We start from the raw sequence: 16,838 nt of genomic DNA on the forward strand, positions 1-16,838 counted from the left end.
AGTCAAAAAAGCGGGCCGCGCCGGGGATTTCCGGCGCGGCCCGCTTAGTATCGCGCTTAGATTCGCAAGGTTGCGGCAGCCAGCGGCCTACTTTGCGTCGTAGGCCTCGGTGTCCCACCAGTCGAGCTGGGCGATGTTGTCGCGGATGTGCTGGCAGCTCTTGTGGAAGCCCTCGAGCTCGTACTCGGACAGGTCGAGCGTGTAGACCTCCTCGACGCCCTCGGCACCGATCACGCACGGCAGGGAGGTAAAGATGCCCTCCTCGCCATACTGGCCGGCCATAAGCGTGGAGGCCGAAAGCACGGCGTGCTCGTTGTGCAGCACGGCGGCGCAGACACGCGCGGCGGAGTTGGCGACGGCGTACTCGGTGCACTGCTTGCCGGCGTAGGTCACATAGCCGCCCTTGCGCGCGAGCTCCTCGACCTCCATGTGGTCGAAGGCGTACTTGTCGGGGTTCTCGGCCTGAAGCTCGGTGAGGCTCTTGCCGGCGATGGTTGCGGCCTTAAAGGCGGCAAGCTGGCTAAAGCCGTGCTCGCCGATCATGTAGGCGTCGATGGACTTGGGGCTCACGCCGATCTTCTTGGAGATCTCGGTGCGCAGGCGGGCGGAATCCAGGCCGCAGCCCGAGCCGATGATCTTCTTGGGATCATAGCCGGTCAGGTGCCACAGCTCGGTGCACACGACATCGCAGGGGTTGGAGATTGAGACGAAGATGCCGTCAAAGCCGGCGTCGACGATGCGCTTGGCAAAGGTGCGCGCGGCGTCGGTGGTAAAGAACAGCTCGCCGTCGCGGCTGCTGGCGGCCAGCGCAACCTTGCCGGCGGCGTTGACGATGACGTCGCAGCAGGCCAGCTCCTCGTAGTGGTCGTAGCAGTTGACGATCTTGGTGTTATACGGGACAAACGAAAGGGAGTCGCGCAGGTCCTGGACCTCGGACGTCACCTTGGCCTCGTTGATATCGCACAGGTACAGCTCGTCGGCAATGCCCTGCATAAGCAGGCTGTTGGCGACATGTGCTCCTACGTGGCCCTGACCGACCACACCGATCTTACGCGTCTGGTACATTTACGTATCCTTTCGGCCGAGTTTTTCGCGTCGGACCATTGTAGCGTCCAGGCGTCACTTTGCTAGACTAAAGTGCCATAGATTTTTGGGACCTACCCGAAAATCTACCGCTGGGAGATGTGCTCGCGCGGATGGGGCCGCTCGTTGTACCATAACTGCAACTGACTCGTAAGGAGCATCCATGCCCATTCGCATTCCCGACGCCCTCCCTGCCGCCGCGCAGCTCGAGAGCGAGAACATCTTTGTCATGACCGAGTACCGCGCGCTGCACCAGGACATCCGTCCGCTGCGCGTGCTCATCCTCAACCTCATGCCCACCAAGATCGCCACCGAGACGCAGATCATGCGCAAGCTCTCCAACACGCCGCTGCAGGTGGAGGTGGACCTGCTGCGCACCAAGACGCATGAGGCCACCCACGTGAGCGCCGGCCACCTGGAGACGTTTTACCGCACGTTCGACGACATCCGCGACATCCACTACGACGGCCTGATCATCACGGGCGCGCCGGTGGAGCAGATGCCGTTCGAGGAGGTCGACTACTGGCCCGAGCTCTGCCAGATCATGGATTGGTCCACCACGCACGTGCACTCTACGCTGCACATTTGTTGGGGCGCGCAGGCCGGTCTGTACCATCATTACGGCATTCAGAAGTATGACCTGCCGGCAAAGGCGAGCGGCGTGTTCGAGCATTATTTGGTGAAGCCGCAAAGCCCGCTGGTCCGCGGCTTCGACGACCGCTTCTATGCCGTGCATTCGCGCAACACCGATGTGCGCCGCGAGGACGTGGAGGCCGAGCCGCAGCTTGAGGTCGTGGCCGTGTCCGACGAGGTGGGGCTGTACATTGTCAAGTCGACGGACAGTCGTCGCTTCTTTGTCTTTGGCCATCCCGAGTACGATACCGACACGCTGCGCCTGGAGTACGAGCGCGACGTGAAGCGCGGGCTCAACCCTCAGGTGCCGGCGCATTACTTCCCGGGCGACGACCCTACCGCCGAGCCGCGCAACGTCTGGCGCAGCCAGGCTCAGCTGTTCTACACCAACTGGCTCAACTACTACGTCTACCAGACCACGCCCTACGACCTGGCCCGCGCCGGCGAGGAGCACTAGGCCGCCGGGAGGTGCACCAGCCGTTAGGCGCTGATGATGTGGGGTAGCGGCAGGTCGTGGGCGTCGGTGGGAACGTGGTCGACACGCTGCTCGTCAAAGGCGATGCCGATAATTTGGCATGCGGGCGAGAGCATAGGCAGGTAGCGATCGTAACAACCGCCGCCGTAGCCCAGGCGCGCGCCGGTTTGGTCGAAGGCCACGAGCGGTACGACGATCATGTCGAGAGCTTCGGCAGGCACGATGGGGAAGCGGCCGCTGTCGATGTCCATGGCCGCGAAAGCCCGTGTGGGGTGGGCGATAAACGGAGCCGCGGACGCATCGTCGGCGGCAACTGCCCGCATACACATGCGCTGGCCACAAGCTGCGGCGTCTGTTGCCGAGAGCATGCACGGATAGGCCACGCGCCAGCCACGTTTGGCGGCAGCTGCGGCAAACGCGGCTGAGTCGACTTCGGAACCCATCGCGGCATAGACGGCAACGGTGTGCGGCGCCGCGGCATCCAAGCGGCCCAGCAGCTCGGCCAGCCGCGCACAGATAACGGCAGACTTCGCTGCCCGCACATCCAAATCAATCGCATCGCGCCGGGCAATCACTGCTCGCCGCAATTTAGCCTTGTCCATCCTAACCTCCTCTAGCAAACCTGCCAAAAAGGGACAGGTTTATTTTGGCAGGTTTATCTGGGCAAACAGCAAAACAACCACGAAGGGGATACATGCACCTTCGTGGTGGTCTGTGCTGTGATGGGCGTCTGCGGCGGTTTGTCTCGATCTGTAACATCAAGACGGCAATATCGGCTCCAGATGTTACAGATCGAGACGTTTCCAGACGACGCCGACCTTTTGTCTCAATCTGTAACAACTAGGTCCAATTTTGCCGAGTTACTGTTACAGATCGAGACAAACCGCCGCGGTGGGCTGCGCCGCCTCGCCCAAGCCGCAGAAAAAGGTAGATTTTCAGGCATGTCCTAAAAATCTACCTTTGTGCATTAGCCCAGCAGGTCGATGACGTTAAAGCCGGCGTTGCTCTTGGCGATGACGTCTCGGCCGCCAAAGACGCAGGTGGGCGACTCGGCTGCGATGCGCGTCACGTCGGCGCCGAGCGAGCGCAGCTCACCGGGCGTGGCGGCGAGCATCTGGGCGCGGCGCTCCTCGCGTGCGTGCGGATCGAGCCCGGCCAGGTAGGTCGTGTTGCGGCGCTTGGTGAGCGCGTACGGCTTCACCGGCGCGTCCATGCCGCTCACGCAGCTCACGATAAAGCCCTCAAAGGCGGCCTCGTCGGGCTCAAAGCTGCCGAGCCATTCGCCTGCACGCGCCACGCGCTCAATCGAAGGATCGATCGCCGGGTCGCGGTAGGTGTAGAACGCCGTCTGGCGCTCGCCGGCTGCGCGGAATCCGCAGCCGTACGCACCGCCCTTCACGCGAATCTCGTTCCACAGGTAATCGTAGGAGAGCGCGTTGGCAGCCACGGCCCAAGCGCCTGTCACGTCAATGCCCAGGCGACGCGGATCGCACGCACGCGCGGCAAAGCAGATGTCGTTGGGGATCACGAAAGCCTCGTGGCGGTCGCACGGCGCCGGCACCGCGAGCGCGTCGCGGCCGGCACCATCGCCTGCACCCAGCCCCAGGTCGCCCGCGGCATCCCAGTACGCGTCAAAGTCCTCGTCGCTGCCGGTAAAGCTCGCCATGCAGCCGTCGGCCACAAAGATGCGGCCCGCCAGCTCGGTAAGCTTGGCGCGCAGGCCGTCCAGGCGCTCGTCAAAGTGGTTGAGCAGATCGCGCAGGAACAGATAGAAATCAACGCCCGAAAGCTGCTCGCGCACCACGGCCGAAGGCGAGCTGTAGCTCATCGCGCGACCGAGCGCCGCCGAGTGGCCGTTGTTGATAAAGCCCTGCTCAAGCCCAATGCGAATCTGCGTGAGCACGTCGCGCATGCGGTCGGCGTCGGCGTCTGCCAAAAGCGTGCTCGACCATACCTCGCGCGGCAGACTCGCCAGCGCATCGATCTTCTCGGACAGGGCGCCGGCGCTCACCAGCAGGTAGGGGCGCACGCCGTCTACTTCGGGCTGCGTCATGACTTCGGTCGTAAAGCTCAAAAAGCCGAGCTTGCCGGCGAGCAAGTTATCGAGTTCCTCGGCCGAGTGCTCGCGCGTGGGCAGCTGCTTAAGCAGGCGGCAGAGCAGTGTCACATAGGGCAGGTCCTCAAACGCGACGCAGCTCAGGTCGAAATACTGCATGGCGTAGGCCAGACGGTTGGTGGGGATGCCGTGGCGCAGGCAGGGGATGGGCGCGGTCGTGTCCACGACCAGTGGCGGCTCGGGGCGCGCCTCGCCAATGTCGGACACGCGCAGGCGCGGCAGCGTGGCCTTGGCCTCGGGTGCGTCTTCCGCCTCCTGCGCGGCACGCAGCGCGGCCGTGCGCTCGACCACGTCGGCCAGCTCGGCATCGGTCATGGCATCGCGCTTGGCTGCCAGCTCGGCGGCCTCGGCACCCTCTGAACCATCGGCGGCGTCCACCGGCACCAGCTCGACCAGTGCCATGTGATCGTTCTGCAGCACCAGTTCGCGCAGCAGGTCCTCAAAATAGCTGCCGTCCAGGTCGCCGCGCAGCTCCTCGTACACCGGGCCGTACTTGAGCGCCAGCGTCGCGGCGTCGTCATCGTAGAGCCACGTGCTCAGCGCGTCGCACGCAATGGCCACGCCGTCGGCGATACCGTAGTCGCGCTGGCGCAGGTCGTATTCGTTGCTGCTGATGATGGCTTCCAGGCGCTCGCGCGAAACGCCGTGCTCGCATAGGTCGCGGCAGGCGTCCTGGAACACGCGGCGCAGCTCGCGCGCCACGCCGGGCTGCGCGTTTTGCAGCATGATGAGCTCGTAGGGCTGCAGGCTCTCGGCCGCGGTGTAGCTCACCACGTTGCCGCCCAGGCCGGCGGCCAGAATGGCCTTCTTAACCGGTGCTTCGTTGGAGCCCAGCAGTGCCTCGAACAGGATATCCGCCGCGATCGTGCGTTTGCGGTCGAGCGCGCTGCCCAGCACCAGGCCCAGGCCCACCAGGGCGTTCTCGGGTGTAGTGGCCATCTCGACGCGCTTGTACTCGCAGGTCACGGGCGCCTGCACGCCCAGCGGATTGGGCGCCAGCGTGGACGGGTCCTCGCCGGCGGCGACGGCAGCGTCCATGCGGCAGCTCGCGGCACTCGGCTGCGACAGATAACGCTCGTCCAAAAACGCCAGCGCGCGGTCCACATCTAGGTCGCCGTAGAGCGTTATATAAGAGTTGGAAGGATTGTAGTGGCGCGCGTGCGTGTCCAGGAACTGCTCGTAGGTGAGCGCGGGAATCGCGCGCGGGTCGCCGCCGCTCTCGTGCGCATAGGCGGTGTCGGGATAGAGCGCGGCGTTGATGGCGTCGTCCAGCACGCTCATGGGGTCGGACAGCGCGCCCTTCATCTCGTTAAACACCACGCCGTTATAGCGCAGCGTGCCCTCGCGCAGGCTGGCGGGGCTGCCGTCGCCCTCGCCCTCGGCGCTCTCTGGCAGATCCAGCTCGTAGTGCCAGCCCTCCTGCTCAAAAATGGTGGGCTTGGTATAGATGGCCGGGTTGAACACCGCGTCCAGGTACACGTCCATCAGGTTATACAGATCCTGCTCGTTGGTGGTGGCAACGGGGTAGATGGTCTTGTCGGGGTAGGTCATGGCGTTGAGGAACGTCTGCATGGAGCTCTTGATCAGGTCGACAAACGGCTCCTTGACGGGAAACTTGGCCGATCCGCACAGCACCGAGTGCTCAAGAATATGGAACACGCCGGTGGAATCGGCTGGCGGCGTCTTAAAGCCAATGGCAAAGGCCTTGTTTTCGTCGTCGCACGCCAGGTACAGCAGACGAGCGCCCGAGGCAGTGTGTCGCAGCACGTAAGCGTCCGAGTCGAGCTCGGGCACGGTCTCGCGGCGCTCGACGGCAAAGCCGTGGCAGGTAGTGCCGGGCACCAGCAGTGCAGCGGCTGCGGCGCGCGGGTCGGTTGAGGTGGTGGGCATATGCAGTCTCCTTTGACGCCCCAGCGGGGGCGAATCGAGTCGAATCCTCGAGAGTATACCCATATGGGGCCGCGACCCTGCGGCGAACTGGAGACGATACAGCCGGATTGGGCATAGGTCCCGCGTGCCCGCCGCACGAGCGTGGAAAATTGGACACTCGCCAAACGAGAGTGGATATTCGGACGGACGAGCGAGGATTTCCGGATACCTATCGAACGAGAGTGGATATTTGGACGGAATTTGCCGCAAAAGCCCCAAAAACCGTCCAAATATCCACTCTCGATATCCGACCGTCCGAAAATCCTCGCTCGTCCATCACTCGCGTATCTCTCATCTCTCACTCATCTCTAATACGAGAGATAACAGAAAGACGAGAGATAAATATGAGAGATAACTGAGCAGCAAAGAGACAAGCAATCATGGTATTATCTCAATACCGATTGTTCTACCAGCAAAAACATGTTTATATGAAACAGATGGCAGACATCTTATCTTTTATCTCTCACTCATCTCTAATATGAGAGATAACAGATAGATGAGAGATAATTACGAGAGATAACTGAGAGACGAAGGAAATCCATTCGCGGCATTCTTCGCAGAACCAAGCGAAAGGACGTGCAGATGAACGAAAACGAACTGACCGGTCTGCTCGAGTCTTTAAGGCGCATGGGCTCGGACGATCTTAACGTCGAGGTCAAGGAGAGCGCCACGACGCTTTCCCGCGACGTGTGGGAAACGGTGAGCGCATTCGCGAACACTGCCGGCGGAATCATCGTGCTCGGAGTGAGTGAGCGCGCAGGTTTTGTCCCGGTTGAGAACTTCGAGACCGAGAAAGTGCTCAACCAGTTTGTGTCAGGCATGGGTGATGCGGGCGGTCGAGGAAAGCTGGCCAATCCGCCCAAATACACGATCGAGCGAGTGGAGCTTCAGGGCGTCATCGTTCTCGTCATTACGATTGAGGAGCTCGATCCGTCGAGCAAGCCCTGCTATGTCATAGAGCGGGGCGCCCAGGGCGGCAGCTACAAGCGCATCGATGACAAAGATGTCCCGCTTTCGTCGACCGAGGTGCTCGCATTGGCGTCATACGGTCGGGCGACTCCGAGCGATCGCGACGCGGTGGCGGGCGCGGACGCGGACGATCTCGACGAGACGCTGGTCGACCGTACGATAGATCGGGCTTTCTCGTTGACGCCCCGGGCGATGCGCGGCGCGCCGGACAAACAAACGAAGCTGGAGCGCCTAAATTTCCTTGATTCCCAGGGCAATGTCACCAAGGCTGGACTCCTAGTTGCGGGCACCTACCCTCAGCAGTTTTATCCCAAGCTCTTTATCGACATGGCTGTCTATGCGGGGACCCGGAAAGGCACGGCGGGGTCGCTGAGGTTCATGGACCGCACAATCTGTGAGGGAACGTTGGGCGAGATGATCTCGGATGCTGTCGCGGCCGTCGCCAAGAATTTGCGGCGAACCTCGACCGTCCAAGGCGTCTCGCGTGTCGACTCGCTGGAGATTCCCGAGGAGGTTCTGCGCGAGGCAATCGCCAACGCCGTAATCCATCGAGAATACGGGGATCGGTTCTGTGGACAATCGATTGCCGTCGACGTCTTTGACGATCGTGTCGAGGTGACGAATCCTGGCGGCCTTTACGGGGGAAAGACTCGCGAGAACTTGTTTGACGGCAGCTCCCGATGCCGTAACGCGACGCTTGTGAAGCTCATGTCGATTGTTCCGCTGCCGGATGGCGCAGGTTCGCCGGCTGAGGGCAATGGCTCGGGCATCCCGATGATGATCGATGCCATGCGCGCGCATGGTCTGGCCGAGCCCCTGTTCTGCCCGGGGTTCGATCGGTTCAAGGTCGTACTTTACCGTTCAAAGATCGAGCCGGTCGATCATGGCGGGGGCTTAATTGTGACGGCACTCAAACACTACGGCGAGCTGGGGACGCGTGAGCTGGCAGAACGCACGGGGCTTACAATTTCCCAGGTTAGGTCGCGCGTCAACGCGCTCATTGCTCAAGGCGAGCTTGAGCCCACGGCGCCGTCGACAAGCCGCAACCGCAAATATCGACTGTCAGAGCGCGTGGAATAAATGCGTTAGTGGACGAGGCGACTCAATAATCGACCCTCGATTGGCGCCCACTAAGGTAAAGCGGTTGTTGCCCAGTCGACGGTGATGCTAAAGACTCGGCTTACGCCGGCATGGCCCCGAACCCGTCCATCAAAAACAGCCTAAGAACCAGTTTGATGACATATCCCGGTTTGACTTCTGCCGCGTCAAAGACGTGGCGCTCGGCGAGCTCGCTGCAGTATGCATAGATGTCGCGAATAAGGTCCGCGCCCGAAAGCGTAAACATGTAGCCTGCGTCCGAAAGCGCATTGGGCGCGGCGGGCAACTTGGCCATGTGGCAGAACGTTTGCAGGTCGGGCGCCATAACATTCTGGTAGTCGAGGTGGCCGCTGGCATCCTGTTCGGCAAGCTCCAATTGGCGCACAAAATCCAGCGCCGCCGCTAACACAAAGCTCGGCGTAGGCGCATTGACGTCCTGAGTGGTCGCCACAAGCCTGCCCGCCGCCTGCGTGACAAGCCAAGCGACCTCGCGCTGGCAACGCACGGCCTTGCGCGTAACCGGCTTGATGGACGAAGAAGAAACGCTTCCCTTAGGCGGATTCGAAACAGCCACAAGAACCTCCCATGAACGACCCGGCCCAACAAGCCCGGATGAAACACGTGCTACATCAGTATACAGGGGAGTGGGGTAGCGGGGTACAAGCGCGCCAGCGGCAAACCGAGAGCATCAGCGATGTGCCGATCGCGGAATGAGATCTCGTAATAATTGACTCTCGGCCATATTATTGAGGGGCATGACTCGCGTTCGTATGGTTGTAGGTGCTGGCGATGAACGACATTGACCTTGCTGTTCCGTTGATGGATGGACCAAGCTATGACCGCGCCTGCAGTCTCGTGCTTTCCGAATACGTTGAGGCATGGGAGTGGTTTCTGGGTGAGGAACAGCGCGGCGGCGTTTGGACCAGCCTTCCGCACCACACCAAGGAAGATAGCCCTCAGTATCAGTATCGTTTGAGAATTGGCTCGGACTTCTTTCCCGTAACGCGGGATTCAGGGATCTTCTGGCCGGGCCAGGATCGGGTGAAGCAAGATCCCAATAAGATCTTTGCGCTTTCGGTCCATAACTCTAAAAAGAGCTTCTACACCGATGTGCCTCCGCTCTATTTGGACGATGGTACGTGGGTCATTAAGTACTCGGTTCAAGCGCCGGGTACCGTTGGTTTTCGAGACCAGAATTACAACCGTAAAATGCTCAACTGCATGGAATGTGGCGTTCCAGTCGGAGTCATATTTGCAACCGAGGTGGGCTACAAGGTGCTCGGCCTTGCGTTTGTTGAACGGTTCGAGCCCGAAAACGGATGGTTTGTTCTGCACGGTCCTGTTCATAAAGGCGGGCCGGACCCTCGTTTTGCACCCGACATGAGTTATCTGAAGCACATGCCCGTCGATATTGAGTTTGCCGGACAGGGTGCGACCGACGACGAAAAGGTCCGCTATGCGTTAAGGCGCGAGCGATTGGGGCAGCAATGGTTCCGCAAGCAGCTCGTTGCCGCCTATGACGGCCGTTGCGCGGTGTCGGACTGCGGCGTCAGCGAAGCTCTGGAGGCTGCACATATCGAGAATTACTCGGGACCCAAATCGCAGGTTGCCAGCAATGGCATTCTGCTTCGGCGCGATCTTCATTCCCTATTTGATGCTCACCTGATTTCGTTTGAGCCTGTTTGCGGCGAATATCGGCTGTGCGGATCGTACCTGCTGGATAAGACCGACTACGCTTCCTTTGCGGGTGCGACGCTAAGGCAGCCGAATGAGCGTCAGTGGCGACCCAATACGGTGTTTCTTGAGGCCCATCGCATCGAGTTCGATCGCTCGGAAAAGAAGCGTGAAAAGGCGGGGCTTCTGCCGTATTAGCGTATTTGGCTTTGGCATTCTTTGACGATCGTGTTGTTTGATCGGATCGCGTGGCGATGCAATCTCGCGCACGCCCGCCGGTGCATGCTCTTCCTGTTTTGTATAGCGAGAGGGGAGCGTGTATGAGCTGGCGAGGCGATATTGCGATGGGGAAGTACGGAAAACTGCCGTGTGCCCTTATAGACAACAATATGTTTCCGAGCGTAGAGGTTGATTGCGGGTCGTTTGTCGTCACCTGCCCTCGCTGCGGCTCGCAAATACCGTGTCTCGACATTCGGTTCATCGATGCGCGCGACAGACTCAGCGACGAAGTGAGAAAACAGACAGGCGTTCATATGCCGGTGTATCCGGAGAAATGCCCTGTTTGTGGCCTCGATATCGTGTATGACGCCGGCGACGAGGGATAGGTGATGCGGAGGAGCTGGCTGTGAGTGTCTTTTGCCTCTACAAATAAATCCCCTCACCGAGTTGCTTGTGGAACTCGGCGTGATGGTCGCGTGCCCAGGTAAAGAGCGCCTGGTCAAAGTCGGTGCGCGTGGCCGGGATGCCAAAGACGCCGGCAACTTCGACGCGCACAAACTCCAGTGCCGGCAGCTTGTTGATGGCAGTGAGGGCAAACGGGGACGAGGGCTCCTCGAACAGATAGCGGCTGCCTTGCAGCGCGTCGCAACTGGTGCACGTGTTGCCGAGCGACGGGGCTTTGGAGGCTCGCGCGCCTACGGGCTTGTAGCCGCAGCGCTTATGAAGGTAGTCGCGGATCTCGCCCGGCACGCAGCCAAGAGCGGGCACGATGGCGAGTGCGTTGGCGTTGGCCGTGTCGATGGCAATGTGCCCGGATTCGTTGGGCGCGTGCGCGATGGCGACGCTCTCGTCGTTATCGGTTCGATAGGGAATGCCGAAGGCCGCGACCGAGGTCTCTTTGTGACACTTCCAGCACTCGCGCTTGCCCAGTACTAGATATATATACGGCGCTGAGGGGTCGGATCGGTCAACACCGGGCAGCCACTCGGCAAAGGGCTCGGGGTTGACGCCGCTGGGTACATACCAGACCTTCTTGGTCCGGTCCCATTTGGCGCCCAGCGCCTTGGCTTCTTCTTTGTGCGAAAAGGGGACATCGAGCTCGGTGCGCATGGCGGCTCCTTGGTGCTGCAGGTGCAAGTGGCCCAAGGATACCGCAGGGCGCAGACATCGCGGCGTTTTGCTGAGAAGTTGCGGTGCGGACTGATTGGTTATGCCGATGGATAGATCGGCAAGTAGATGGTCGGCTTTTGGCTAGTTGGGCGGTTGGAACTGCCGGCGGATTTGGCGACATAAAACAAAACAGCCCAGAGGACATAGCCTCTGAGCTGCGAACATTTGGTGGGCGTTAGAAGATTTGAACTTCTGACCTCTTCCGTGTCAGGGAAGCGCTCTCCCCCTGAGCTAAACGCCCGATCAAGGGTGCGCAAGCGCGCAAGGGATAATATAACGGAGCCTGAACTCGGTGGCAAGAACATTTTTAAAAATCGCTTACATTGTGGAATTCGGGGGCTTTGCCATATCCATTTCAAAAGAGCCTGCTGCCGCGATTTGGCTGTCGCATAATGCAAGGCCATTGCGGTATCGAGCTATGGAAAGACGCCTGCGGAATTGTCCTACCGATAAGCGGACAAGCCTCCAGCTGGTGACTTCGCCGTGGTAAGGTAAGCCGAATTGCTTCCAGACTGTTTCGGGGGAGTGGAATGAGCAAAGAGTGTGTCGAGCAGGTCGAAGGCGCAGGGGCTTCGGTGCCGATGGCCGATATATCGAACATTGATGTGCCCGAGGGCACCGACGAGCTCAGCCGCAACACCCGTCGCGCCTGGCGCGAGCGCCTTAACGATGCGTCGTCGCGCAAGATGATCACGGGCGTCTTGGCTACGCTGGTGGGCGGTTCGTTTTGGGGCTTCTCGGGCACCAGCGCGAGCTTTCTGTTCGATACCTACCACGTCGACACCTTGTGGCTTATGAGCGTGCGTCAGATTCTCGCCGGTCTACTCTTTATGGCCGTGGTTGTTACGCGCGACCGCGAGCGCCTGGTTAAGCTCTGGACCACACCCGCCGATCGCAAGCAGCTGCTGCTCTTTACCGCCTTTGGCCTGCTGTTCAACCAGTTTTGCTATCTTTCGGCCGTGCGCCTGACGAACGCCGGAACCGCGACGGTGCTCCAGTGCCTGCAGCTCGTTATCATCATGGGCTACGCCTGCGTGACCGATCGCCGCATGCCGCGTACTCGCGAAGTCATCGGCATTGGCCTGGCTCTGGGTGGAACCTTTTTAATTGCCACCGGCGGCGACCCTACCAGCCTGAATATTTCGCCGCTTGGCCTGGCAGCAGGTCTTATGTGTGCGGTCAGCGCCGCGTGTATGGCGGTGATTCCCGCCAAGATCCTGCCCGAATACGGCAGCCCCATCGTCACGGGTTCGGCAATGCTCACGGCGGGCGTGGTCTCGTGCGTCTTCGTGCAGCCCTGGGCGCATATGCCGGCGCTCGACGCTGCCGGCGTCGAGGCGCTCGCGGTGTTCGTGGTTATCGGCTCGTTTTTTGCTTACATGCTCTATATGCAGGGCGTTAAGGACATCGGCTCGGTACGTGCGAGCCTCATCGGAACTGTGGAGCCGGTTTCGGCGACCATCACCAGCGCCGTTATGCTGGGTACGGTGTTTTTGCCGACCGACCTTATCGGCTTTGCCATGATCATCGTGATGATGTTCCTTACGGTGTAGTTGACGCCGCCGCCAAGACGGAAAAGGTGTTGTGCCGCATTTTCGCCAATTGACGTCCGTGTCTGGAGTTTAGCTGTCGATGCTCAAAATGCCATAAACTAGTAACGTTATGGACTTTTTCATTGCGACTCAATTGCGAGGATTTCTTTATGGCTGGTAATCACTTTAAGGGCAGCGATAGCGGCCGTCCTGCAGTTCCGCCGCGTCCGAACGGGGCTGGTAAGGCCGGCACGCCGGGCGGCGCTGGACAGGGCGGTTCCGGTAAGCGCGTGTCCCCGGGCGAGACGGCGATGTTCACCGCTCTGTACGAGCAGTCTCAAAAGGCAAAAAAGACCGGCCGTGCAAGAGGGAATGTCTTTGCGGGCGGTGCAACCTCCGCGTCGCAGCCGAGCGGGGCTCCTTCGGTGCCTGCGAACAACGCAGGTGCTGCCAACGCCGCGAATGCTGCCGGCAACGTTAATGCCGGCAAGGCCGCCAACAATACTCCCTCTGCCGGTGGCGCGGGGCTTACGGGTAACCTTGGCACGATTTACACCGGCGCCTCCGAGACTGGCACGTTCGCCCGCCTGGATGATAGCGGTGCCGAGTTTGCGGGCTCGGGTTCCAAGGAAGATTATTACGATTTTGGCTTGAACTACGGTAGCGATGCTTCGTCGAGTTCGACCTCTGACGGTCTGGTCCGTCATCGCCATCGCAAGGGCGAGCGCAAAAAGCGTCACACCGGCGCCATTATTGCCGCTGTAGTCGCGGTGCTTCTCGTTGCGCTTGGCGCAAGCGGCTTTATGCTGCTTAACTCGGCAAAGACCGTAAAGAGCGAAGCGAAGGAGGCTGTCGAGATCGTCGGTGGCCTTAAGGACAAGGTCACGTCGGGCGATTTTTCGACGCTGCCTGACGACGCGAAGAAGATCGATGAGCTCTGCGACAGCATGAAGGCGGAGACTTCGAGCCCGCTGTGGACGGCGGCTTCGTTTATCCCGGTGTATGGCAGTGACATCAACGCAGCCCGCACCATGATTGACGCCCTGTCCGATGTCTCGAGCAATGCGCTGGTTCCCATGGCCGACAACCTTTCGCAGGCCACGCCCGGCAAGCTGTTCCAGGACGGCATGATTAACGTGTCCGCGCTGCAGGCGGTCGCCGATTCGCTTTCCAGCAGCTCGAAGGTGTTCAAGAGCGCCAACGAGAAGGTCCAGGGCATTGGCGATACTCATATTTCCCAGGTGACCGAGCTGGTCGATAAGGCCAAGGACGGCTTTGCCACCCTCAACGGTGCGGTTGACGCGGCGGAGAAGGTCGCCCCCGTCCTTCCCCAGATGCTCGGCGCCAACGGCCAGACGCGCAACTACCTTATGTACGCCATGAACAACGTCGAGATTCGTGCTTGCGGCGGCTTTGGCGGTTCGCAGGGCCTGATTTCGGTCACTGACGGCCAGATGTCGATTGGCGAGTTTGTTCCCCGCATTGGACTCAGCGAGGATGAGGCAGTCGAGAGCGTCGACGAAGAGGATGAGGCGCTGTTCGGCAACCACAGTAACCTGTACAACTCGGGCAATACCTATTCGCCTGATTGGCCCCGCAACTCGCAGCGTGTCGCCGCGCTGTGGAAGTCCCAGTATGGACAGGACGCTGATGGCGTCATCGGTATCGACCCGGTGTTCCTGCAGTATCTGCTGGGCCTGGTCGGTAACGTGTCACTGCCCGACGGAACGGTTGTCGACGGCACCAACGCCGCAAAGGTCCTCATGCACGATGTGTACTGGAACTATCCGGTCGAGGAGTCTGACGGCATCTTTGCATCCGTCGCCAGCGCTGCCTTCGACAAGATCCTTGGCGGTATCGGCGATGTCGATGTTACGAAGCTTGTCAGCGCCGTTGAGCGCGGTGCCGAAGAGGGCCGCCTGATCGCGTGGATGAGAAACGATGATGAGCAGAGTGCCATCAAAGAGACGGGCATTGACGCTTCGCTGCCCGATCCGGATGACCCGAGTGCCGATCCTGTTGCCGGCGTTTACTTTAACAACCTGAGCTTCTCCAAGCTCGACTGGTATCTGAACGCCGACACGCAGATCGGCCAGGGCATCAAGAACGGCGACGGCACGTGCTCGTATCGCATCACCGTTACTCTGACGAACATCATGACGCAGGAGGAGGCAGGCAAGCTGCCCGACTACGTTGCGGCGAGCGCACCCGATGCCGCGCGTGACGACGAACGCCTGAATGTCTCGTTGTTTGCCCCGACGGGCGGCAACATCAGTGACCTTACGGTTGAGGGCACACAGTTTGGTCTTGGCGCCGCTACGTGGCATGGAATCCCCTTCTATTCGGGCACCGTTGACCTGCATGCTGGCGAGACGACGACGATCACGTATACGCTGACCACGTCGGCCGAGGCGGGGGACAAGCCGCTTACGCTGCGTCAGACTCCTACATGCCAGGCGGCTCGCGACAGCGCGTCGGCGTAGGGTTTTTCTGGTAGCGCAGATAATCGAGTACCATTTTGGGGCGGACAGGCAATCTGTTCGCCCCTATTTTGTAAGGAGAGCGCATGAAGTACTTTGGCACCGACGGCTTTCGCGGTGAGGCCAACGTTGGGCTGACGGTAGAGCACGCTTATAAGATTGGCCGTTTTGTGGGCTGGTATTACGGCGCCAACCGCGAGCGCAAGGCACGCGTGATCGTGGGCAAGGACACGCGTCGCTCGAGTTATATGTTTGAGGCGGCGCTGGTGAGCGGCCTGGTCGCGAGCGGTGCGGACGCCTATATGCTGCATGTGATCCCGACGCCGGGCGTAGCGCATCAGACTGTGGAAGGCTGCTTCGATTGCGGCATCATGATCAGCGCGAGCCACAACCCGTTTTGCGATAACGGCATTAAGCTCGTCAACAGCGACGGCTTTAAGATGGACGAGGACGTACTGGAGCTCATCGAGGACTATATCGATGGCAAGAGCGAGGTGCCGCTGGCAACGGGCAACCACATCGGCGCCACGGTGGACTACATGCAGGGTCGCAACCGCTACATTGCTTCGCTCATCGCCAGCGCGAACTTTTCGCTGCAGGGCGTCAAGATCGGTATCGACTGCGCCAACGGCTCGGCATCCTCGGTGGCCAAGCCGGTGTTCGACGCACTGGGCGCCGATGTGCGCGTGATCAATGCCGCGCCCGACGGCTTTAACATCAATGTCGACTGCGGCTCTACGCATATTGAGCGTCTGCAGCGCCACGTGGTGGAGCAGGGCCTGGATGTGGGTTTTGCCTACGATGGCGATGCCGACCGCTGCCTGGCCGTGGACGAGCGCGGCCGCGTGGTCGACGGTGACCAGATCCTGTACGTGTGCGGTGTGTACCTGAACAAGCACGGGCGTCTCTCGGGCGGTACCGTGGTGCCGACGATCGCCAGCAACTTTGGCCTGATCAAGTCGTTGGAGCTTGCCGGCCTGAGTGCCGTGACCAGCGGCGTGGGCGACCGTCACGTGTATGCCAAGATGCGCGAGGGCGGCTACAGCCTGGGCGGCGAGCAGACGGGCCATACGATCTTTGGCGATATCGAGCGCACGGGCGACGGCATTATGACCTCGCTGCGCGTGATGGAAGTGATTCGTGCCGAGCGCGAGACGCTCTCGCAGCTCACGGCTCCGTGCAAGCTGCTGCCACAGGCGCAGGTGGCCGTGCACGTGGCGGACAAGGACGCCGCGCTCGAGAATATGGGCGTGCAGAACGCCATCGCCGAGGCCGAGGCTGCGCTGGCAGGCGAGGGCCGCGTGCTCGTGCGCAAGAGCGGAACCGAGTCGGTTATCCGCGTGCTGGCCGAGGCGCCCGACCAAGCATCCGCCGATGCCGCCATGAAGCGCATCGCCAACGCGCTCGAGGCTTTATAACTACGCGGTTTTACCAAACCGCGTAGCTGCTCGACGCTGCAA

Annotated in this window: 11 protein-coding genes and 1 tRNA gene; 6 read left to right on the forward strand and 6 right to left on the reverse strand. The window is 60.7% G+C overall.

Going from position 1 to position 16,838, the window contains the following annotated elements:
* Positions 1 to 87: 87 nt before the first annotated feature.
* Positions 88 to 1,065, reverse strand: coding sequence for an L-lactate dehydrogenase (locus DWY51_RS06810; RefSeq protein WP_117770307.1), 978 nt, complete (start codon positions 1,063 to 1,065; stop codon positions 88 to 90).
* A 181-nt stretch (positions 1,066 to 1,246) separates the two neighbouring features.
* On the opposite strand from DWY51_RS06810, the gene metA reads away from it, so the two are divergent.
* Complete coding sequence (gene metA, locus DWY51_RS06815) at positions 1,247 to 2,173, forward strand: homoserine O-succinyltransferase (RefSeq protein WP_006235124.1); 927 nt, start codon at positions 1,247 to 1,249, stop codon at positions 2,171 to 2,173.
* Between the two features lie 23 nt (positions 2,174 to 2,196).
* Here metA and DWY51_RS06820 read toward each other — a convergent pair whose 3' ends face one another.
* Both DWY51_RS06820 and DWY51_RS06825 read right to left on the reverse strand, forming a co-directional pair.
* On the reverse strand, positions 2,197 to 2,793 hold the full coding sequence (locus tag DWY51_RS06820) for a 5-formyltetrahydrofolate cyclo-ligase (RefSeq protein ID WP_117770308.1): 597 nt from the start codon (positions 2,791 to 2,793) through the stop codon (positions 2,197 to 2,199).
* Positions 2,794 to 3,158: 365 nt separating this feature from the next.
* Positions 3,159 to 6,197 (reverse strand): insulinase family protein, encoded by a 3,039-nt coding sequence (locus DWY51_RS06825; RefSeq protein WP_117770309.1) that lies wholly within the window; start codon positions 6,195 to 6,197, stop codon positions 3,159 to 3,161.
* 621 nt (positions 6,198 to 6,818) lie between these two features.
* On the opposite strand from DWY51_RS06825, the gene DWY51_RS06830 reads away from it, so the two are divergent.
* On the forward strand, positions 6,819 to 8,285 hold the full coding sequence (locus DWY51_RS06830; protein WP_117770310.1) for an ATP-binding protein: 1,467 nt from the start codon (positions 6,819 to 6,821) through the stop codon (positions 8,283 to 8,285).
* 100 nt (positions 8,286 to 8,385) lie between these two features.
* Here the strand turns inward: DWY51_RS06830 and DWY51_RS06835 are convergent, their stop codons facing one another.
* Positions 8,386 to 8,877: a hypothetical protein gene (locus tag DWY51_RS06835; RefSeq protein ID WP_117770311.1), complete on the reverse strand. Its 492-nt coding sequence runs from the start codon at positions 8,875 to 8,877 to the stop codon at positions 8,386 to 8,388.
* Between the two features lie 215 nt (positions 8,878 to 9,092).
* Between DWY51_RS06835 and DWY51_RS06840 the strand changes: the two genes are divergently transcribed.
* Complete coding sequence (locus DWY51_RS06840; RefSeq protein ID WP_117770312.1) at positions 9,093 to 10,175, forward strand: HNH endonuclease; 1,083 nt, start codon at positions 9,093 to 9,095, stop codon at positions 10,173 to 10,175.
* A gap of 444 nt (positions 10,176 to 10,619) precedes the next feature.
* Here DWY51_RS06840 and DWY51_RS06850 read toward each other — a convergent pair whose 3' ends face one another.
* Positions 10,620 to 11,306 (reverse strand): DUF5710 domain-containing protein, encoded by a 687-nt coding sequence (locus DWY51_RS06850; RefSeq protein WP_117770314.1) that lies wholly within the window; start codon positions 11,304 to 11,306, stop codon positions 10,620 to 10,622.
* Between the two features lie 226 nt (positions 11,307 to 11,532).
* A tRNA-Val gene (locus tag DWY51_RS06855) sits at positions 11,533 to 11,607 on the reverse strand.
* Positions 11,608 to 11,896: 289 nt separating this feature from the next.
* Between DWY51_RS06855 and DWY51_RS06860 the strand changes: the two genes are divergently transcribed.
* The 3 genes from DWY51_RS06860 (at position 11,897) to glmM (ending at position 16,796) form a co-directional block, all read left to right on the forward strand.
* Positions 11,897 to 12,919, forward strand: a complete 1,023-nt coding sequence (locus tag DWY51_RS06860; RefSeq protein WP_199411390.1) for a DMT family transporter — start codon at positions 11,897 to 11,899, stop codon at positions 12,917 to 12,919.
* Positions 12,920 to 13,068: 149 nt separating this feature from the next.
* Complete coding sequence (locus DWY51_RS06865) at positions 13,069 to 15,381, forward strand: DUF4012 domain-containing protein (protein WP_117770315.1); 2,313 nt, start codon at positions 13,069 to 13,071, stop codon at positions 15,379 to 15,381.
* 83 nt (positions 15,382 to 15,464) lie between these two features.
* Positions 15,465 to 16,796, forward strand: a complete 1,332-nt coding sequence (gene glmM / locus DWY51_RS06870) for a phosphoglucosamine mutase (RefSeq protein WP_117770316.1) — start codon at positions 15,465 to 15,467, stop codon at positions 16,794 to 16,796.
* The last annotated feature ends 42 nt before the right edge of the window (positions 16,797 to 16,838 follow it).

It is taken from the genome of Collinsella sp. AF25-2LB (assembly GCF_003458415.1).
Lineage (GTDB): Bacteria > Actinomycetota > Coriobacteriia > Coriobacteriales > Coriobacteriaceae > Collinsella.